Annotated in this window: 14 protein-coding genes; 5 read left to right on the forward strand and 9 right to left on the reverse strand. The window is 71.0% G+C overall.

Annotated elements, in window-relative coordinates:
- Nucleotides 1–217: 217 nt before the first annotated feature.
- Complete coding sequence (locus ACH41F_RS40295) at nt 218–1,180, reverse strand: hypothetical protein (protein ID WP_391237813.1); 963 nt, start codon at nt 1,178–1,180, stop codon at nt 218–220.
- Nucleotides 1,177–1,713, reverse strand: coding sequence for a hypothetical protein (locus ACH41F_RS40300; protein ID WP_391237816.1), 537 nt, complete (start codon nt 1,711–1,713; stop codon nt 1,177–1,179). The genes ACH41F_RS40295 and ACH41F_RS40300 overlap by 4 nt, the downstream gene beginning before the upstream one ends.
- Before the next feature lie 723 nt (nt 1,714–2,436).
- Here ACH41F_RS40300 and ACH41F_RS40305 point away from each other — a divergent pair.
- Genes ACH41F_RS40305 through ACH41F_RS40315 form a run of 3 tightly spaced genes read left to right on the forward strand, consistent with a single transcriptional unit; the run spans nt 2,437 to nt 7,222 of the window.
- Complete coding sequence (locus ACH41F_RS40305; protein ID WP_307018550.1) at nt 2,437–3,084, forward strand: hypothetical protein; 648 nt, start codon at nt 2,437–2,439, stop codon at nt 3,082–3,084.
- Nucleotides 2,976–5,090, forward strand: coding sequence for a hypothetical protein (locus tag ACH41F_RS40310; protein ID WP_391237819.1), 2,115 nt, complete (start codon nt 2,976–2,978; stop codon nt 5,088–5,090). The genes ACH41F_RS40305 and ACH41F_RS40310 overlap by 109 nt, the downstream gene beginning before the upstream one ends.
- A 41-nt stretch (nt 5,091–5,131) precedes the next feature.
- The gene (locus ACH41F_RS40315; protein ID WP_391237821.1) at nt 5,132–7,222 is read left to right on the forward strand and encodes a hypothetical protein; all 2,091 of its coding nucleotides are present in this window, start codon (nt 5,132–5,134) and stop codon (nt 7,220–7,222) included.
- 314 nt (nt 7,223–7,536) lie between these two features.
- On the opposite strand, the gene ACH41F_RS40320 is transcribed toward ACH41F_RS40315, so the two are convergent.
- Together ACH41F_RS40320 and ACH41F_RS40325 are read right to left on the reverse strand one after the other, a co-directional pair.
- A complete protein-coding gene (locus tag ACH41F_RS40320) occupies nt 7,537–8,739 on the reverse strand; it encodes a hypothetical protein (protein WP_391237824.1) in 1,203 nt (400 codons plus the stop codon).
- Complete coding sequence (locus ACH41F_RS40325) at nt 8,736–12,584, reverse strand: SNF2-related protein (RefSeq protein ID WP_398839736.1); 3,849 nt, start codon at nt 12,582–12,584, stop codon at nt 8,736–8,738. Before ACH41F_RS40325 ends, ACH41F_RS40320 begins: the two co-directional genes overlap by 4 nt.
- Before the next feature lie 219 nt (nt 12,585–12,803).
- Here ACH41F_RS40325 and ACH41F_RS40330 point away from each other — a divergent pair, with 219 nt between their 5' ends.
- A complete protein-coding gene (locus tag ACH41F_RS40330; protein WP_391237827.1) occupies nt 12,804–13,070 on the forward strand; it encodes a hypothetical protein in 267 nt (88 codons plus the stop codon).
- Between the two features lie 308 nt (nt 13,071–13,378).
- On the forward strand, nt 13,379–13,813 hold the full coding sequence (locus ACH41F_RS40335) for a hypothetical protein (RefSeq protein ID WP_391237830.1): 435 nt from the start codon (nt 13,379–13,381) through the stop codon (nt 13,811–13,813).
- Between the two features lie 63 nt (nt 13,814–13,876).
- On the opposite strand, the gene ACH41F_RS40340 is transcribed toward ACH41F_RS40335, so the two are convergent.
- The 5 genes from ACH41F_RS40340 to ACH41F_RS40360 form a co-directional block, all read right to left on the reverse strand.
- On the reverse strand, nt 13,877–14,077 hold the full coding sequence (locus ACH41F_RS40340; RefSeq protein WP_181411860.1) for a hypothetical protein: 201 nt from the start codon (nt 14,075–14,077) through the stop codon (nt 13,877–13,879).
- Between the two features lie 233 nt (nt 14,078–14,310).
- Nucleotides 14,311–14,805, reverse strand: coding sequence for a hypothetical protein (locus ACH41F_RS40345; protein ID WP_391237833.1), 495 nt, complete (start codon nt 14,803–14,805; stop codon nt 14,311–14,313).
- A 35-nt stretch (nt 14,806–14,840) separates the two neighbouring features.
- Entirely contained in the window at nt 14,841–16,904 is a 2,064-nt protein-coding gene (locus ACH41F_RS40350; RefSeq protein WP_391237835.1) for a hypothetical protein, read from the reverse strand.
- Between the two features lie 195 nt (nt 16,905–17,099).
- Nucleotides 17,100–17,831 (reverse strand): phosphotransferase, encoded by a 732-nt coding sequence (locus tag ACH41F_RS40355; protein ID WP_331724651.1) that lies wholly within the window; start codon nt 17,829–17,831, stop codon nt 17,100–17,102.
- 114 nt (nt 17,832–17,945) lie between these two features.
- On the reverse strand, nt 17,946–19,601 hold the full coding sequence (locus tag ACH41F_RS40360; protein WP_391237837.1) for a DUF4209 domain-containing protein: 1,656 nt from the start codon (nt 19,599–19,601) through the stop codon (nt 17,946–17,948).
- Nucleotides 19,602–19,777 lie beyond the last annotated feature (176 nt).

Raw genomic sequence — 19,777 nt, forward strand, 5'->3', positions numbered from 1 at the left:
GGTGCGCAACACGTCGGTAGGGGTCGGCCTCGGAGGGTTGCAGAACCGGTTGCAGGCCATCTTGCGCGGTGCCGAGGAGGGTGCTCCAGTCGTCGCCGTGGCCACCGGGTCAAACGCCGCACAGCGGGCCGATCCAGCGATCGAAGTGACCGGAGAGCTGGGAGTGGGTGGCGCCGCGGAGCATGGTCACCCTTCGGGGCGTGAGGGCAGGAGCCGTTCACCAGCGCCGCAGGTCTTTGCGTAGCTGTTCGTACCAGCTGCGGCGATGCCGGTCGGTGTCGGAGGGCTCGGGGCCGAGGGCGACGACCTGGTCGGTGATGTCGTAGGTGAGGCGGTAGAGCAGGACGCGGGTGGCGGTCTCCAGCCACTGGTCCGTTGCTCGGGCGGGTGGTGCTGCTCCGAGGACGGTGACGAACCAGGCGGGCAGCACTGCGCGGCTGCTGACGGCGTCGGCCAGGCGGCTGCGCAAAGCCATCGTGAGGCGCTTTTCAGCGCGGTCGCCAGCCGACATCGCCGGCTGTTTGTCCGCGCGGGTCGAGGCGTCGTCCGCCAGGGCGGTCGCGGACTCCTCGGCATGTGGGGCCTGTCGGGCGAGGTCCTGGCGAAGTCTTGCCTCGTCGGCGATTGCGGTGCGAAGCCGACCCGCGGCCTCGGAATGACCGGTGGTGCCGTAGCGGCTGGCTGTGAAGGCGCCGATAGCGTCGACGACTGCTGCGAGCGCTGTCCGGTGCCTGTCGGCTGTTTCCCGGTGGTGCCGGACGCGCACCTGGTGGGTGTGGCGGTCGTGGTCGCCCAGGAGCAGGCTACGGGCGTTCCAGCCCTTCAGCATGGTGCGGGCGAGGGCGTGCTGGTCTTTGGTGTAGGTGTCCAGGTCCGCGGCGGGCACTCCTCCAGAGACCTTGAGCTGGCCGTCGAGCAGCCGCACGTGCTGCGTGAGGCGTTTGATGGCCTGCTCTGTGTCTCCGATACGGTCGCCCAGCTCCTCTTCAACCTTGTCGATCTTGTCGTCGCACTCGGAGATGTCGCTGCGGATGTCGCGCAGCTCGTAGTCGAGGTCCTCGGTATAGCCGAACTTGCTCTTCAGGCTCTGGTGTTCGCTGTCGAGGTCGTCGATTCGGTGGTCTAGATCGCGGAGGCGGCGGTCGGTGTCCCGAAGGCGGCGGTCGAGGTCCTCGGTCACTTCTTCGCCCCCTGCTGCGGGGCATCTGCACAGGCTCCGCCGATCAAGGCCCAGCCGATGAGGACGGCGATGATCCACCAGGCGGATAGCACTCCCAGGGCGACAAGGATCACGAGAACGCACAGGGCGTGCAGAGCGAAGGCGATCCCGCGTTGCTGCTTGTGCTGCTGGACCGTCACCTTGATCGACCACCCCAGCAGCGTGGCCAGCACGTGGGGTATGAGCAGCAGAAGCCACCAGGCAGTGCGGTCGAGGACGAGGTCGGCGGTGATGAGCGCGATGGACACTGCGGTCTGCCCTCGCCACGACCAGCGCACGATCTTCGCGCTCCGCAGCCGCTGCGGCTCGGCCAGCCGGGTCGGCAACGTCTGCTCGAACGCAAGGAGTTCTGCGGCTCCTTGCACCATAGCGGTGTACTGGCCGTCGAACTCCGCGTCGTCGACATCGAGTTCTTTGACGCGGGCGTGCCGCGATGCCAGGTCCGAGGTCATGGCCCTGTGTTGCTCGTGCAGGTCGCGTTCCGTCGCGGCCACTGGCTCCCCCCTCTTTATCCAGCGCGGTATCTCCCCCGCTCAGGCCGTGATCATGTGTGGTCAGGCGGCAGACCGAGTATCGCCCCCGCGGGTTCATGGCATTCAGCGTTGGGCCAGGCTGGCGTGATCTTTGCCGTAAAGGGCTGGTGAACTGCTGTCTGAGGCTGCCCGCGCTCGCGTGCCGACCCGCCCGCCACGGCGGACGGCCGCTGGTCACGGTGGACGGTGGAGACGAGCGTCTGGTGCCAGCCACCGTGTCGGCTGTGAGCGGGGGCAAAGCAAGCGGCGGGCAGCGCTGCGGTCAGGAGATGTTCACGCCCCCCGAAGGTTCTCGGGTCGTCTCGGAGCCCGGGAGCGGACTCGGTGCGGGTCGGTCTCAGACACTGACGCTTCCCGGCCGCGGCACGGGCAGGCGCAGCACCGTTCGCCGAGGTACTGGTACACCTTCGGGTGATCGTGCTGGTCTGCGCGCCGGCCCCACGGTAGACGTCCGTAGGTGCGGGCTCGGCCCGCTGGGATGGGTCTATGTGTGCGGGAGGACACTCTGGGGCCGACAAAGGGCGGCGGGCGACGGTGAATTCCCGTGACGGCATCTGGTCTGCCGGGCCGTCCACCTGCCAGGATGACACCTGGTGACGGAGCGGACGGCTGGTGTGAAGGAGCACGATGGTCGCACCCTTAGCGGTACGCAGGGCGAGTCGCTGGCAGGACTCTGTCCGGCTGTTGCTGCTGATCGACGCGGCCGCCAAGCCGCCGTCTCAGGACGAGGATGTGCCCGCAGCGACGGCGGGCGTGGTCCACACACAGGTTCGCCTGCAGAAGCTGGACTTCTGGGTGCGCTACCCGGATTATCTGGCCTTCGAGCTCATGAATGAGTACGAGACGGCCCCGGACGAAGAGGGACTGCTCAGCCTCGCCTCGGACATCCTGGACTCGGAGGAGCCGGACCTGAGGCGCTTTCCGATGCTGCGTCACAAGTTCGGTGCCTTCGAAGAGTTGGATGACGCGCTGGCGCCGCTGGTAGAGCGCGGGCTGATCCGCAAAACGCAAGTTCTTGGCCGAAGCGGCCAGAAGCGCGTCGTCGAGCACGTCTACTTCCTCCTCGAACGCGGCCGCGAAGTGGCCCGGTCGCTGGTGCAGGACGCCCCAGCACTGGAGTGGTACGTCAAGCGCACCCAACTGGTCGTGGCGCTGGTCGACGGGCTCGGCGGTACACAGATCAAGAACCGGCAGTACCTGTTGAGCGACTACGCCGACACCCCGTGGAGGCAATACATCTCGCCCATCACCGAGCAGGCCCGCGCACGGTTGCGTCAGCTGAAGGCTGCCGCCCAAATGCCGGAGTCCGACGTCGCCCAGGAGGCCTCGTGACCGCGTCGCCCGAGACAACCACCCCGGAGGTCCCCGAGGTTCCGCGGGCCGGCGACATTCTGCAGAGTGTCGCCGAGAAGCTGGGACTGACCCCGGAGCAGGTGGAGCGGTCGCTCGCAGAGGCCAATATCACCCTGAAGAGTCCGGCAGCGGCCGACCGCCGACTGCGGATGCTGCGCCTTCGAGTCCACGGGGTGAAGCACTCGGGCGATCCCTTCAGTGTGGAGCGGGACTTCTCGGCCGGCGTGTGGGCGATCGTCCACCCCGACAACAGTGCGGGGAAGACGAGCCTGCTGGAATTCCTGGTCTGGCCGCTTCGTGGAGAACCTCGCGATCTGCCTCTGGACGTCCGCTCCTGGGTGCGGCACCTCAGCATGGACGTCGCGGTGGCCGGACGCCCCATCCGGATTGTCCTGGATGTCGATCCCGGCGCTCATCCGGCGCTGACCGGGCGGATCCTCACCGCGGACACCGTGGAGCAACTGCTTGCCGCGGGCGACGGCGGGGAGGGTCTGCGGCTGCTGGAGCAGGCTTCCGGAGCTGACGAGGTGGGCCGCAGCATCGGCGCGTTCTTCCTCGACGCGCTGCGGATGGGGCACACGAGCCTGTGGCAGGCCGGCGGCGGCGCCGACGGCGAGGGCGCACCTCAGGTCCATGGGTGGGCCTCGTACTTCGGAGCGTGCTATCTCAACCCGGGGGGCGATGAGATCCTTCTCGGGGATGTCAACGCCGTGGGCCTGTCCGCCCGGCTGATGGAGCTCTTCGTCGACATCCCCTACAGCACCGTGCTCACTCAGCTGTCGGTCGCCGACAAGCGCGAGCGCAAGACCCTCGCTCAAGGAAAGCGCCGTGCGGAAGGAGACGCCGACGCCCGCAGGGCCGAGCGCACCGCGTGGCAGGAGCAACTGGAGCGGGTTTCTCAGCAGATCGCCGAACTTCGGGACGTGGCGAGCCGGGATGTGTCCCCCTTGCTCCAGGCCGCCGACCAGGCGGCAGCAAGGCTTCGGGACACGCAGAGTGTGCTCCATGAGGCCGAACAGAGCCTGACCGAGACGAACACGGCGCGGGTGCGTGCCGACCAGGCACTGCTGGACGCCCGTGAGACCTGGCAGGCGCGGCGGGTGCTGGGCCGGCTCGACCCGGTGTGCTGTCCGCGATGCGAGGAGCCTCTCGATCGTGACCGCCGCCAGCAGGAGCGCGAGGAGGCCTCCTGTGCCGTGTGCACCCGGCCGCTGCCCGAGGTCGACGAAGAAACCGCCGAAGTGCTGCTGCAGGACTTGGAGCAGCAGCTCGAGAGCGCGCGGGAGGCGGAGGACGCGGCGAGTCGGCAGCGCGACGCCGCGGCGGCCGCGGTGAACGCCGCGCTCGCCGAGCAACAGGCGGCCGCGGCTGCGCTGCAGACGGCGCTGGCGACGTCGCAGAACCATGAGCGCCTTCGCCAGCTGGAGCTTCAGGCAGCCGGCTTGGAAGGACGCCTCGCCGCCACCGGCTCCGGGCCGGAAGAGCCGCCCGTTCCCGTGTCCGCCCAGGTCCTGGAGGCCGTGACCGACGCCGTACGAGAGGCCGTCGACGCGGCCGCCAAGCGGCTTTTCCCGGCGATGAATACCCAGATCGTTGAGCTGGCGACCCGTTTCGGGGTGCAGAACCTCGACAGCGTCCGGCTCGACCGCTCCGGCCGGGTCAACGCCGTCAAAGCCGGGGTGAAGACCTCGTTCAAACGCCTCAGCCGCGGTGACCGGCTGCGCATGCGGATCGCCACGGTCATCGCGCTGCTGCGTGTCGGAGCCGACCGCGGCGTGGCCGCCCATCCCGGTCTGCTGCTGATTGACTCCGTCGCCGCCGAGGAGGTCACCGAAGTACCGGCCCGAACGCTGATCGCCGAGCTGCAGGCCATCACCAAGGACCTCCCGGACCTGCAGGTCGTGCTGACCACCGCCCAGCCCGAACTCGTCGACGATCTACCTGCCGACCACCTCATCACCCGCGACAGTGAACACCTGTTCTAAGCTGCTCGCTTCCGGCGCGGCCCAGCAGAGAGGAGAGGACAGTGGCTCCGAGCGTGGACCAGGCCCTCCAGGAGTGGGCCAGCCGGGCGAGCGATGAAGAACTGGACGCCGGCCCCCGCCTGGAGGACCTCGGCGGAGCAGACGCCGTCGCGGCTGAGGCGGACACGCTGGCCTCCGGGCCTCAACTGCCCTACCTCCTCACCGCGCTGTCCCACAGCCTCGACACCGTCCCGGCCGACCAGGCTGGCCCTTTGCTCGCGGCCGCGGCCCGAGGCCTGCGCCGCCCTCACTCGGCGTGGGTCCTCGCCGACGCGCTCGACGTCGTGTGCACCCAGCCGGAACTGGCCGCCCGCTTGGGCAACCGAACCGTACGAGACCTGGCCACGCTCGCAGAGGACGCGCTCGCCGGCGACTGCGACGCCGCCCTCGCCCAGCCGGCGATCGCCGGCCTGCTGCGCCTGGCGGTAGCCGGAGGCTCCCCGCACCGTCTGCTCGCTCTGCTCACCGAGATCACCGGCAGCGAGCCTGCCGACGCCCTCGAACGCCTGCCGATCCTGATCGGCATCGCCCGGGACCACTTCGCCGACACCGACCACCTCCTCGACGTCCTCAGCGCCCTGGAGAATCAGCCCGACCTGAACCCGGCGACCCGAGCCGACGCGAGCTTCGAACTTGCCCTGGCTGACGAGCGAACCGCGCTGGAGGCCGCCGACCGCACCACCGCCGACGAACAACTGCGGCGAGCCCTGATGCGGTTCACCGAGCTCGACCGCACCCACGAGGCACGCCTGGACGCCCGCGCCCACGCCGCCGCCATCGAAGCCGTCCTCGCCTTCGCCGACCTCGAACAGAACCCGACGGGTGACACCAGCGCCCGGCAACGACTCACCGGCGCAGCCGACCAGCTGGACACCACGGCCGCGCACCTCGCCGCCTGGACCGGCCGCATGCACCAGCTCGACTGGCTCAGCGCCCGCAGCCTGACCCAAAGCGCCTGGTCGAAGCTCGTGACCACCCTCAACGCCGCACAGACACACCTGGACCAGCCCAGCTGGTACAGCCCCGCCGACGCCCTGAGCGACCTCCTGCAGATCTACCTCGCCAGCCGCAGCATCCATGCCCCCGCCAATGACTCCCCGGGCCTCACGGCACTGATCAGCCCGGCCGTGGAAGCGCCGTTCGTGCGCAGCCAAGGCCTGCTGCACCAACTGGAACAAGCCCTCGCCCACGACCCCCAATTCACCGACCACCCCGACGCCCAGACGCTGTACGACGCTGTACGCCAACGGCGCCAGCAGTCGGCTGGTGAAGCGGCACGGCAGGAGGCGGTGCCGGGAAAAGCCCTGGAGGGCCGTCCCGCACTTGCCGCGCTCTTTCAATCTGACGCCACCGGCCTGCGCGACGACCTCGACTCTCACCAGCTCGACCGGCTTGAGCAGCTCGCGCACCAGCTCGCCAGGGGCTACACCCCCACCGGCAATGCCCGCGTGGACACCCACCTGGAGACTCTGCTCGACATCCTGAAGACCAGCCCGGCCTGGAAGCCGAGCGACAGCCACTACTTCACTCCACTGCTGGAGCACTTCCTGCGTTTCCTCTACGACCGGTTCGACGCCCAGGCCAACCTCTACGGTGAGCGCACCGCCTACCTCGGGCCGGCGCGCAAGGACGCCGACGGCAACGCCGTCCCCTGGAATGAGAAGAACCTCCAGGACGACTTCCACCAGCACCTCAGTCCCCTCTTCCCACCGGGCACCGTGGAGCGGGAAAAGTGGGACGTCGCCAGCGGGCGCGCCGACGTCATCTACACGCCGGAGCCCGGCAGCCGCTTCGTCTCCGAGATCAAATGGCGCACCACGCCGTGGAGGACCCAGCAAACCGTCGAGCGGGACTACCTCGCCCAGGCCGCGAACTACACCGCCACCGGACCACCTTTCGCTCTGCTCCTCGTCGGCGACGCCAGCGACCACTCCGGCGGCTACCGCGACATCGAAGACAGCATCTGGATCATCAGACACGCCCGTAGTGCCACTGAAATCCCCCGCCTGATCGTGGTCGGCGTCCTCCCGACCGCACGTCCGACCCCGCACTCCCTGCGCCTACGACGCTCGGCGGGGCAAGCGGGTCGGTGAGTGCCTCGCGGGCCTCGGCATAGCGGCTGATCATCCACACCGGCTCGCTCGCAGAGGTGAAACCCTGGTGGATGGGACGGGCCGCGTTCAACTTCCGGTGGGAAGCCGTCTGCGCGGCCTCAACGACGGCTTCCAGTGAGTCACCAGCGAGGCGAGCCGTCTTCGCGCAAGCGCGGGCGGATGTGCTGCTCGCGGCGCCGCTCCTCGAGCCGGTCGACGAGGAACTGGCAGACGCGTACGCCGGTCTGCGGATCCAAGGGCTTGCGGTGGGTCTTTCGGGCTCGGTGACGTCGTGGGTCAGGTCGTCGGTGGGGCTATCGCCTGAGTGGTCGTGCGGCGCGGGCGCGTCGTGCGGCGCGGAAGGCCTCGGCGGGATCGTCGCAGGCTCCGGGTGCGGGACGCCACTCGTCGGCGCGCCAGAGGGTGAAGGGGTACCAGCGGCCGTCGTGGCCCGGGCGGATCTGGACTCCGGCGGTCGTGTCGGTGAGCGCACTGCCGTCGATGGTGATGGTCCCGAGGCCGACAGCGCGGGAGGTGTGGACGGTGTCTCGTGCCCGTTCGAGGACGTCGATGGTTGCTGGGGTGGCGGCGAGGGTGGTGTGGGCGCCGGCCGGGCCGCCGTGGCGGTAGCCGATCATCATCGCCCGCAGGGTGGCTTCGGGGATGCCGGTGGCGTGCTGGGCGGCCTCCAGATGGTCCGCGCCGTCGGGGCTGGCGAGGATGCGCAGGATGTCGGCCAGCTCGTCGTGGGGCGCAGCGGCGGTGCCGGCCAGGAGGGTCCGAGCGCGGGCGGCGGCATCGGTGGTCATCCACATCAGGTCCTGGGCTCGGGGCCCGGGGAGGGGTGGGTCGCTCCAGGTGAGGTTGGTGACGGCGTCGAGGTCGAGGTCCGGCGGGGGCTGTGGGGGGCGGTGGGCGGCCAGTGCGTAGAGCTGTGTGGCGCGCACGGTGCCGTTGGTGTCTGCGGGGAGGGGGCCGGGGTCGGCGCCGTCGACGAGGTCGCGTACGTGGGCGGCGAGGGCGCGGGCGGTCATGCCGCGGGCGCCGAGCAGCAGGGAGGGTGTAGCGGCGAGGCGTTCGGCGACGGCGTGGCCGAGGGCTGCGCTGTGGTCGCAGACGCGGTGGGTCCGGCCGGTGGGGCAGGAGCAGGAGAAGGTGATGCCATCGGCCGGCGGGGCGATGGAGATGCCGCCGGCGTGCCCGGAGTCGGCGATCGTGGCGGGGATCCGGTTGGCGACGAGGTCGGCAACGGCCTGAGGGTCGTCGGCGAGCTTGGCTGCCAGCGTGTCCCATTGGGCCGCGGTCAGCTCGGGGACGTGGATCGCGGCCTGGTGGGTGGCCTTCTTCGCGGCGACGGGGGCGCTGATTCTGCCCGGCTGAGTCTGGATCTGGGCGACGGCGCCGTTGCGCGCGAGGTTGAGGCCCTTGCCGTAGGAGCCGGAGCCGTTGGTGGCGAGGTGGAAGGCCTGTTTCCACGCGCCGGCCAGGGGTGCGAGGGATCGGGCGGTGCCGGTCATCGGGTTCCCAGGGTGACGAGGGCGGTGAGCTCGGTGTCGTCGAGTTCGGTGAGGGCGCCTTCGCCGGAGGTGAGGACGGCGTCGGTCAAGGCGCGTTTACGGGCGAGGAGTTCGTTGATGTGGTCCTCGACGGTGCCCTCGGTGATCAGGTGGTGGACCTGGACGGTGCGGTGCTGTCCGATGCGGTGGGCGCGGTCGGTGGCCTGGTCCTCGACGGCGGGGTTCCAGGGCCGGTCGTAGTGGATGACGTGCTCGGCCCGGGTGAGGGTCAGTCCGGTGCCGGCCGCCTTGACGGACAGGATGAACACCGGGGCTGGGTCGGGGTCGTGCTGGAAGGCGTCGACGAGGTGCTGGCGGCGGGCTGGCGGGGTGCCGCCGTGGAGGAAGCGGACGGAGCGGCCGCGGGCGCGCAGGTGGTGCTCGAGGATGCGGCCCATCTGGACGTATCCGGTGAAGACGAGGGCGGCTTCGCCCCGGTCGGCGAGGGTCGCGGTGAGGTCGTCCAGGGCTGCGAGCTTGCCGGAGCGGTGGGCGAGGCCGGCCGGTTCGGCGTCGTCCAGGGGTTCCTTGAGGTAGAGGGTGGGGGTGTTGCAGATCTGGCGCAGGGCCTGGAGCAGCTTCAGGACCAGGCCGCGGCGTTCGATCCCGCTGCTGGTGGTGATCTTGTGCATGGTGTCGCGGACGATCGCCTCGTACAGGCCGGTCTGTTCGTCGGTGAGGGCGACGACGCGGTGGTGGTGGATCTTGCCGGGCAGCTCGGGGGCGATGCCGGGGTCGCTCTTGCGCCGGCGGAGCATGAACGGGGCGATGAGCCGGGCGAGCCCTGCGGCGGCGGGCGCGCCCGGGTCTTTCTCGACGGCTCCGTAGCGGGCGCGGAACGCGGCGCGGGTGCCGAAGAGGCCGGGGTTGGTCCAGTCGAGGATGGCCCACAGCTCCGTGAGGTTGTTCTCGACGGGGGTGCCGGTGACCGCGAGCCGGGACCGGGCGGGTAGGTCGCGCAGTGCCTTGGCGGTGGCGGAGGCCGGGTTCTTGATGTGCTGGGCCTCGTCGGCGACGACCAGGCCCCAGTGGGTGGCGGCGAGGTCGGGGTCGCGGCGCAGGGTGCCGTAGGTGGTGATGACGACCGTGGTGTGGCCGAGCGCATCGGTGTCGAGGGTGCGGCCGGTGCCGTGGTACCGGAGAACGGCGGTGTCCGGGGCGAAGCGGGCGATCTCGCGCTGCCAGTTCGTGATGAGGGAGGCCGGGCAGACCACGAGGGTCGGGCCGGCGGCTTCGCCGGCCGTTTCGGCGCGGTGGAGGTGCAAGGCGATGGTCGTCAGCGTCTTGCCCAGGCCCATGTCGTCGGCGAGGAGCGCGCCGAAGCCCAGGTCGAGGGTGTGGGCGAGCCATGTCAGGGCCCGCTGCTGGTAGTGGCGCAGGTTCGCGTTCAGGCTGGCCGGCGGTGGTACGGGGCGGGGGTCGTCGGGGGCTTGGCGCAGGGCGTCGACGAGGGTGGCCAGCGTGCCGGCGGGCCGGACGTCGAGGGTTTCGCCGTCGAGGGTGAGGGTGCCGGACAGGGCGGCGGCGAGCGCGTCGAGAGAGGGCAGGGGCGCCAGTTCGCGGTGGCGGGCGCGGCGGGCGGTGTCGGGGTCGATGAGCAGCCAGCGGCCGCGCATGCGGATCAGCGGCCAGGCGGCGTCGGCGAGGGCGGTCATCTCGTCCTCGGTCAGCGGTTCGCCGTCGAGGCTGATGTGCCAGCGGCAGTCCACGAGGCGGTCCAGGGCCAGGAAGCCGCTGCCGGGGGTGAACTCGTCGGCAGTGTCGTGGCGGCCGATGACGGCGGTGGCGGTGAGCGCGCCGAGAAGCGCTTGTGGCCAGTGGACGGTGATGCCGGCCGCGGCGAGCGGGGAGACGGCGTGGTCGTGAAGCCGGGCGAGGTCCTCGGCAGACAGGGTGAGGCGGCGGGGGCGGTCCTGTGCGGCAAGGTCGCCGAGCGGCGGGAAGTGGCGGGCGCCGCGGCGCAGCGCGCGGCGTACGCCGGGCAGCACGGTGGGGGTCAGGGTGGAATGGCTGGGGTGGCCCTCCCAGATGCTGCTCGCCGGCACGGGTTCGTCGTGGTCGTCGGTGGCCAGGAGCAGGACGGCCTGGGCGGTGGGGGCGTGCTCGGTGTTCTCGGGTTCCTTGATGCGCAGCGTGAGGCGGGCAGCGGGGCAGGGGTCGGCGGCGTCCTCGATCGCGTCGGCCCAGGCCCACAGTTCTGCGCTGGGCTCGGTGTCGGGTGCCGGGGTGCTGGTGAACGGGCCGGGGCCCAGGAGGGGGGCGGCACCAGGGGTTCGGACCATCGCGTCGGCGACGGCGTCGAGCAGGGGCCAGAGGGCGTGCTCGGGCGCCGGGACGCGCAGGGGGCTGTGGCCGGCGAGGAGGCAGTGTCCCTCGGGGGCCATCCGGGCGGCGGCCTCGGTGACGGCGGTGCGCAGTGGATCGGTGATCGGACCGATGCGCCAGCAGCCCTGGCCGTCGGCGGTCAGGGCGGGATAGACGCGCTGCTGGGCCACGCACTCCACGGCCAGGCGTAGGCCTGCTCGCCATCCGGTGACGGAGGCGTGCTCGCCTACGCGGGGGGCGAGGAGTGCGGGCAGGGCGAGGCCGACGGGGACCGCGATGCCCGTCACGGTGGCGCGGCGCGGCATGATGCCGCCCGCGCCGGCGAGGACGAGGTCGCGGGCGACTGGCTGAAGCGGCGGAGGCAGGTGGCCGGGAGCGAGAAAGGGTGCGCCGTCGGGCTGGAACAGCATCCACGCGGTCCGGCCGGGGTGGCGCGAGGGCAGCAGGGTCAGGGCGGCGCCGTCGGCGAGGGCCTGCTCGAGAAGGCGGTGGGCGGCGAACAGATCGGCCGGGCCGGCGGGGAGGGCGCGCGGCGGCTCCTGGTTGTCTGTCGGCGCGGGCAGCATGGGGAGCGCGGGTTGGACGGGCGTAGCCGCCGGTTCGGTCGCAGCCGGGGGCTCGGCGTCGGCGCCGAGGGCGGTCTGCAAAGCCTTGAGGAGCTGGTCGGCTGCTTCGGCCCGGGCCTGCCGCTTGGTGGGGCCGGCTCCTTCGCCGGTGAGCTGCCGACCGCGGTGGACGGCGGTGACCGTGGCCGTGAAGCCGGTGGGCGCCGGTGTGGGGGGACGGTAGTCGGGCCGGGTGATGTGGCCGGCCTGGTGGAACTCGTTCAAGGCGGACACGGGGTTGGCTTCGGCTGCTGGAGCGGGCGCTTGGGGCTGGGCGGCGGGCGTGTCCCAGTTCCACTCGGGTACCGCGCGATCGGCGAGGGGGTCCGGCAGGTCGGCGAGCGCGGCGATGAGGGTGGTCATGGCCTGCTGCCGCGCCGCCTTACGGGTGCGGGCCCGCTGGGCGCTGCCGGTGATGTCACGGCCAGCAGGGGCGAAGGTGGCCTGTGCGACGAAGAACGGCTGGCCGTCATCCCCCTGTCCCTCCCGGACGGTCGCGGAGGGGGTGCGCAGCAGTTGGGCGTGCATGGAGATGATGCTCGGCGCCAGGGCCGGGCTGGCGGCGACGGCGGTGATGGCGGCTTGCCGTACGGGCGGCCAGACGTCTGTACCGGCCGTGTCGAACAGCACGGTCCGCAGGGCGGCGACGTCGAGGTGGCCCCGGGCGATGCGACGGGTGGCTTCGGACGCGACCGCAGCAGCGGATGTGCCCTGGGCGACGACGCGTTGAAGCGTGCTGCGGAAGGCGTCCGCGTCCATCAGGGCCAAGGACGTGCTCTCGACCGAGGCGTCGGCGCGGGAGGGCGGGATCTGAACTCGGGGCGTACGGGCGGCCAGCGCTGCGGGACTGATGGGCTGCAGGCGGTCGATGGACAAAGACACTCCCCCAGTAGCCGGACGCCGTCGAGACCGCTCCCATTGTGACCTGCCGGCGCGTCAGGTCGGCGCCGTACACACAGAACACGGATGTTGTGTATTCGTATTTCAGTATGTAGATTGCTCATGTCGCCGGGTCAGACCGGCCCTCTTCCACTCCCTTGATCGCATTCGCTGCGGCCGCCTTCTTGCGCGGCCGAGACGAAAGGTGGCTCCTCCATGCCCCGAGACCTCCATCCCCTCTCCGCTGCGCCCCCGTCGCACGACCTGGCCTCCGACATGGTCGCCTCCGTCCTGGCCGACATCGAGTACCGGCTCGGTGAACAACAGGGCTGGGACCTTCCTCCCCGCCTGTTCATGCTCCGTCTGCGGCCCCCGCGCGTGGAGGTACCGATCGTCCGATCCGGCGCCGCCGCACTGCTGCTGCGCACGCTGGGAGACGAACCGACCTGGTGCTTCTTCGGATGGAGCACCCGGGGCGAGTAGCTCCCTCCACGCCCCGGCCGGTGCCCGCCGAACCCGCTCCGCCCGGTCCGGCGCCGACGGCACCGGACCGGCGAGCAGCGGCAAGCCAGAACCCACCCGAACGCCCTTGGACTTCGAGGACCCCGATGCCCGCCCCGGACACCCGACTCCGCGCCCGGCGCCTCGCCGACCGCCTCCCGCCTCTGCCCCCGGCCATGCGAGGCAACGCAGGCCGAGAACGCGCCCGTCACGCCTTCGTTACCCGCACCCTCACCACACTGTGCACGGACCGGAGCATCACCGGTGACCGCGCGGAGGACTGGCGCCGGGTGGCCTCAGAACTCGCCATGCTTGGGCAGATGGCAGCCCCCGGGGACATTTTCCAGGTGGCCGTCTTCGAACTGGAGGCGCTCGCCAGGCAGACCGCCGGTCTTGAACCGGCGCTCGCAGGTCTTCCCTCCGGCACCGGCCCTCAGGGAGGAGACCTGATCTTCCCCTGGCAGGCCGACGAGGACGCCTGGATCTCGGTGCCGGGCGGCCCGGCGGGGCCTTTCGTGTCGACGGCGATGACGATGCCGAACCAGGCGGGTTTCGCCCGGACCGTGGTCATCGTCAGCCAGCGCCACCGGTACCACGCTGGCTCGTCGCGCACCGATGTCCACATCGAGGACGGCACGCGCGTCGAACGCCTGGACGCAGAGGTGGAGCGGGCCAGGGCCCGGGAGCAGTGGAACGAGGACCACTCTGCTTGGCACAACCGGTGATCGTGGTGGGGCGCCTGGGCGGATCAGCCGAGCGGCGAGAGGCGACGTGCCCGGGCCATGCGGTCACCGCGCGTCGTCGTCCGCGTCCTCCATGGCGGGGGGCTCCTGCCAGGTCAGGGTGTCCAGTGGCCGCGGCAAGTTTCGGGCCGCGCCGGGCACGGCTCTCGTCACCGCGGACGCCTCGTCGCTGAAGAGCGCGCCGGGGGCGCCCGGCGTACGGCCGGGCACTGATACTGCCGGGCTTGAGGTCTTCGTGGTGGTCATCTGGTCCCCCTGATTCGTCCCGGGCCGGGCCCGGCTGGACGCCGGCGCGCAGGCCGGCTGCGAAAGCGTATACAGATTCCGAACTGCGGCCCGAGGAGATTTCCTTCGGGCCGCATTCCCATGTCAAGCCTGCCTCGCTCCCGACCGACCACCCGCCCGCCGCTCCTGGCACGCCCGCCCGTGCTCACGTCTGCCGACGCGAACGCGTCGAGCACCGCCTCCGGCCCGAGCCGTTACCGCTCGTCCGCCGCTTCACGCTCACCCCCCGGGTACCACCAGAGCGGTCGCAGGGGGCGGCTCGGCTCGTACACCCAGCGGGTGGGCCCGGCCGGCGCTGGGCCGCAGGCGGGCTCGGCGACCTTGCCGACGACGTGGGCCATCTCGTCCATGAACAGCATGGTCGGCTTGGGCGACACCATGACGACGTCCACCGCTGGTCCTCGCTCACGGACCGCGTGCGCCAGGTGGTGGAGCTCGTCGTGGCCGGGGTGGCGGTCCCGGATCCGGTGCTCGTCCACGAGCACGGTCACACGGCCGTCGGAGGTGTCCGCGAACGGTCCGAACTTTTGACCGGCGGCCTCCGGACCGAGTTCGCGGCATTCGACGGTGTGCAGGGCGCGCCGGAGCACGGCCGCGTACTGGTCGGAGTCGGCGTCACCCGGCGGCGGCGCCTTTCCGCGTCCGATGGGGCCTATGAACGCTGTCGGGTCCGGCAGTTGATCGCTCATCGTGCGGTTGCTCTTTCTTCCGGGGTCGGCGGGGTTCAGGCCTGGTCGAGGTGGTGCTCGTACCAGGCGGTCAGCTGGGCAGGGTCCTGCGGCATGGACCGGACCAGGTGGAGGAGCCGCTCGCCGACGGGTCGGATCTCGGTGCGGGCCAGGGCGGACAGGTCAGTGGTGCGCAGGGCTGCGAAGGCGGCGAGGTGCCGTTCTTCGAAGGTGCGCGCGCCGGGAAGGGTGTCGGCGGCGGCGAGGTAGCGGGTGACGAACGGGTCGAGCGCCGCGCGGTGGGCAGCGAGGTGGCGGAGGTAGGTGGGGCTGTCGACGGTGGCGGTGTTGGCGGCTTTGCCGTGGTGAGGTGAGGGCAGCGCGCACCAGTCGCTGATGAGAGCGGTGAGGGTGGCCGGGCCGTCGGGCGGGGGGTCGCTTCGCCAGTGGCCGTCGGCTACTCCCTGGGTGGAGCACACGCGCTCGTGGAGGTGGCCGAGGACGCTGGCGAAGGTGAAGAACCCCAGAACGTAGTCGGCTCCGGCGATGACGGACCGGATCGTCGGATCGGCCGACACCGCCGCGGGCAGCAGGAGGCGCTGCTTGCGGTGTTCGCGCTGGAAGGGCAGGCAGACGGCGGCTTCGATCGCGGCGTGTTCGGCGAGCAGGACGGCGGCGCTCTGCGAGGGCGCGGCCTCCCCTTCCCATTCCACGGTGTCGTCCTCGTCGGCGAGGTCGCTCAGCCCCAGTGCGTCCAGGCTGACGCGGTAGACGCCGGTGGTGGTGGCGGTCAGGGTCAAGGTGCCGTCGTGGTCGGGCAGCGGCTGGGTGTGCTGAAGCGTGCCGTCGGTCCTGTCGCGGGTCCAGTCCGGCCGGTTGGCGGGGCGGGTCGCGACGGCGAGTGCCCAGTCGAGCAGGTGGACGAGTTCCTCCCGGCCGGCGCTGGCGAGGTCGGCGAGGGAGGTGTCCGAGAGCCGGCTGGAGAAGTGCTGGCCGAGGCGCTGGAGGGTTTCCTCGGGGAGGTCGGTGACGGCCTCGGCGCCGGGCGGGAGGCACAGGTTGCTTCCGTGGACCGTGCCTTCGGGGTATGTGCGGCAGCTGCCTGCCCAGCCGCCGGCGGCGTACACGCTGGCGTGGGCGGGGTCGGCGAGGACGCGGGTGGCGACGTCGAGAGCGTGCTCGGCGGCCTGGACCAGCAGAGGGTCCGTAGTGAGGCCAGCGATGTGGCAGAGGGCGTGGGCAGCGGGGTGATCGGCGGTGCCGGACGGGGCGCGGGCGGGTTCGATCTCGGTGAGGAGGTCAAGGACAGCTGCGCGTGGGTCGGCAGGGCCCGGAGCGGGGATCGGTCCGGCGGGCCACAGGGCCAGGGGGACGGACCGGGAGGTCCACAGCGGCAGGACGGTGGGGGTTGCCTCGCATGCCTCGATCAGGTGGAGGCTGCCGTGGTGGCGGGTGGTGAACAGGTGGACGTGACCGCTGATACGGGTGAGGGCGTCGAGGAGCCGGATCCGGCGCAAGGTGGCGCACAGGTGGTCGGCGAGGGCCGCGAGTTCGGCGTCCTGGGCGGCTGCGTACTCGGGTTCGCCGCGGAACTGGGGGATCCAGTGCGGCATCAGGCTGCTCTGGTCGGCGGACCGGCGGCCGAGCGCGGCACGCCAGTCGGTCTCGCTGATGTCGGCGAGGAGCAGCCTCATCCCGGGCAGCGTCAGGGCAATCCCCTCTCGCAGGCCGGCCCAGCGCAGGCCTGCGACGCCTGTCCCGCCCGGCCGGTGGGCGAGGGCGTCGATCCACCGGTCCATCTGGGCGGGCGCGATCCGCACCACCAGTTCGTCGGTGCGGGGGGTGAGGCTGCGGATGCCGAACGGGCCGCCGGTGAGGGTGGGGCGGTGCCGGCCGTAGGCGGTGATCAGCGCATGGAAGATCCGTGCCTCGCCTCGGGCCTGTTCGGGCGCTGGCGTCGGGATGAGGTGCTCGACGTCCGGGAGTTCGTCTCGGGCCGTCGCTTCGGTTTCCCCCGTGGCCATCTGGCGCAGGGCGACCGGGGGGACGGCCGTATCGTCCGCGCGAAGGCCCTGCTGTCGCCGGGGCGCGTTCGGAGTGAGGGTGTTGGTGTGGGTCACGTCCTGCTCCCGCTGTGAGGTCCGCTGTCACCTGGTACAGGTGTGCGGACGGCGCGCGGTGTGACAGTCAGAGCAGACGAGTTTCCGGGATCGTTCGGACACCGGGCGAAGGCTCCCCAGTGTCACCGAGCTTGCGGACGCGGGAATGTGCCAGCGAGCCTTGATCGCACAGGCGGATCGGCCTCGTGTCGGATGTCAGTGCAGGGCGGCGTCGAAGGTCGTGCGGTTGGCCAAGGTGTAGGCGTGCTCCCGTTCGGACCACCGGATGCGTTCGGCGATCTCGTGGTCGTCAGCGACGTGCGGAGCCGGGCGCATGAGGTGGTGGCGCCACCACCGGGCATTGCGCATCTGGCGGTCGAGCGCGGCATCGATGAGACGTGAGCGGGAGGCGTCGTCGAGCCCGTATGCGCCAGCGAGGATGCGTACCTGTGCCGCCTGGCTGGCGGCGGGTGGAGCGTCAGGCTTGGAGGAAATGCACCAGGTCCATGCCATATAGCCGAGGTCTTCCAACGGATCACCGGGGGCGGCGGTGTCGAAGTCGATGAAGGCGAACGGGACGTCGTCTGCGAAGACCGTGTTGTTCGGCCCCGGGTCGTGGTGGCAGACAACGGGGTGCCGCCCGGCCAGGCGGCTCGCGCTGGTGGCGTCGTGGAAAGCGCGGAGCAGGGAACCGGCGGCAGCCACCTGAGGGTCTGTCCAGCGCTGGAAGCGGGCGGGCACCCAGCCAGGAAGGTAGCTGAGGATCTCGCGGTCGGCCTCGTCGAACCCCAGATGACGCGGAGCGCCAGTGAAACCCTGCCGTCGGAGGTCACCGAGCAATTCGGCGACGAACGCGGACGACGCGGTAACTGGCCGACGGACGGTGTCGCCGATCCTGACCACGCCTGTAGTGATGCGTCCACCGGACAAGGGCACCTCGTTCTCCATGGCTACATCCTGCACGCACGGGCCATCGGTCGGTCTTGAGCGGCAAAGGCAGGATTCGGTGTCACAAGACGAAGGCCCCGCTGCTCTTGTTGGGTTCACCTCGGCTGGACACATTCAAGGAGTGGGCGGCGCAGCGGTTCGATGTCCGTGGGCGTGGCTGAGCAGGTACAGCGCGGCCTGGAGGATGAGCGCGACGCGGTGCTTGGGCGGGGTGTCGACCAAGCCGTGGCAGACGTCGTTGCGCAGGTTCATGCCGCGGTCGGGGTCGACGAGGAGCAGCTCCAGGGCGCGGCTCCAGTCCCGGGGATACCCGGCTGCCGGCATGCTGCGGATGAGTCCGCCCATCTGATCGACGGTCCCGGGTGACTGGCCCTTGGCCACGGACACGATCGGGACTCGGTGGCGCAGGAGCTGTCTGAGGATCTGCTCGACCTGGGGCAGCGCGATGCACACCGCCGCGTCGAGTTCGCCCAGCCAGAAGTACCGGAAGGCGTAGGCCAGGGTTCGGGCGCGCGCCAGCGGCAGGACGGCTTCGTGGGCCAGAGCGCCGATCAGCTCGGCCTCGTCCGGTTCGAAGCGCTCGTGGATGCGGTCGAGTTGCTCGGCGGCGAGGTGCCCGACGAAGTCCATCGCGAGGACCTGTAGTCCGACGGCGTGGTCGTCGTCGGCGTCGGCGGGTGGGGCGACCTGGATGGGGCCGGCGGTGTTGATGCGCGTGCGCGGGATCCGGAGCAGACCGTCCAGCGGATGCGCGTCGTCGGTGTCCTCGCGCATCGCCGGATGGACGTCCAGCGTGGTTCGCCACAGTGCGTCTGTCAGGTCGGCGGCGGCGTCGATGTGTGCTCGGGCGCCGGCGAATAGTCCCGGCGGGGGGATGAGTGGGCGACGGAGTCGGGTCCATCCCAGGGAGTCCGGATCGGTCTGTTGCAGGGCCATCTCGGCACGCACTCTCAGCTCGGAAAGACCTCGGTCGCGGGCTTCGGTTGCGGCCCTGGTCAGGAGGTTGTGGCGACGGAACCCGGTGTCGGCGTCGGCGGCGTCGAGGAGGGCGTTGACGATCTCGGTGTCGATGCCGGTTCGGCGGTCCTCGGGCGCCTCGTCCCGCAGCAGTTTGAGGAAGTCGACGTGGGTGTGCACATCGCCGGCGTAGCGGCGTGCGGCGCGTTCTGCGAGGTCCGTGATGTCGTAGCGCTGCACGCGCAGTCCGTCCAGAAGGCTGGCCACGATCCCTGAATCGTCCTCGGGCGCGGCCAGGACGCGTTCGGCCAGGGCAGCCGTGTCGTCGGTGACGCGCTTGCACAAGTCGGTCTGGTTGAAGGTCCGGGCGAGGTCTCCGGCCCAACGCAGGCACTCGGTCGCGCCCACCAGGCCGGGGCAGCGTCGGGAGGTGGCGAGCAGCAGCGGTGCCGCGTCCAAATACCCGGTGGCCGCGCCCCGGATGCGATCGGGCTTGGGGCCGTGTCCCGCGAGCAGAAGGAGGTGATGGAGGCGGCCCCGGACGAAGGGGTTGCTGACGGTCTCGGCGTACGCGCTCCAGATCTCCAACTGGTCGGCGGTGGCCTCGGACAGGCTCGCCAACCACCCCCCGAGCGGGTGGACGGGGAGCGGCGCAGCGAAGTCCTGGGCCTTGCCGGTCCCGGAGAGCCGAAGTCGCAACGCGGCGAGCAGCGCATCGCGCTGCTGTACGGCATTGGTGTGCCTGTCGAGGTCGGCGGCCGCGAGCACGACGGCGATGGCCTCGTAGGAAGCGGCGTCCTGCGCCGCTTCCATTAGAGCGTCGAGAACACTCGGATCGACCTGCAGCACGGGAGCCTCACTTCCTTCGTCGCCAGTATCGGTACGACTCGGGACCGGTCCTACCGCTTTTCCCTGGTTCTGCCGGGGGCGTCTGTTCACCGGCCTTGCGAGTCGCGCCTGGGGCATCTCACTGCCAGGACCCCACCGCG

Source organism: Streptomyces sp. NPDC020489 (genome assembly GCF_044386545.1).
In the GTDB taxonomy this organism is placed as follows: Bacteria; Actinomycetota; Actinomycetes; order Streptomycetales; family Streptomycetaceae; genus Streptomyces.

Coding starts and splice junctions, on each gene's coding strand:
- ACH41F_RS40345 (WP_391237833.1), bottom strand. CDS start 14,805: ATGAGCGATCAACTGCCGGACCCGACAGCGTTCATAGGCCCCATCGGA.
- ACH41F_RS40360 (WP_391237837.1), bottom strand. CDS start 19,601: ATGGAAGCGGCGCAGGACGCCGCTTCCTACGAGGCCATCGCCGTCGTG.
- ACH41F_RS40355 (WP_331724651.1), bottom strand. CDS start 17,831: ATGGAGAACGAGGTGCCCTTGTCCGGTGGACGCATCACTACAGGCGTG.
- ACH41F_RS40330 (WP_391237827.1), top strand. CDS start 12,804: ATGCCCCGAGACCTCCATCCCCTCTCCGCTGCGCCCCCGTCGCACGAC.
- ACH41F_RS40340 (WP_181411860.1), bottom strand. CDS start 14,077: ATGACCACCACGAAGACCTCAAGCCCGGCAGTATCAGTGCCCGGCCGT.
- ACH41F_RS40320 (WP_391237824.1), bottom strand. CDS start 8,739: ATGACCGGCACCGCCCGATCCCTCGCACCCCTGGCCGGCGCGTGGAAA.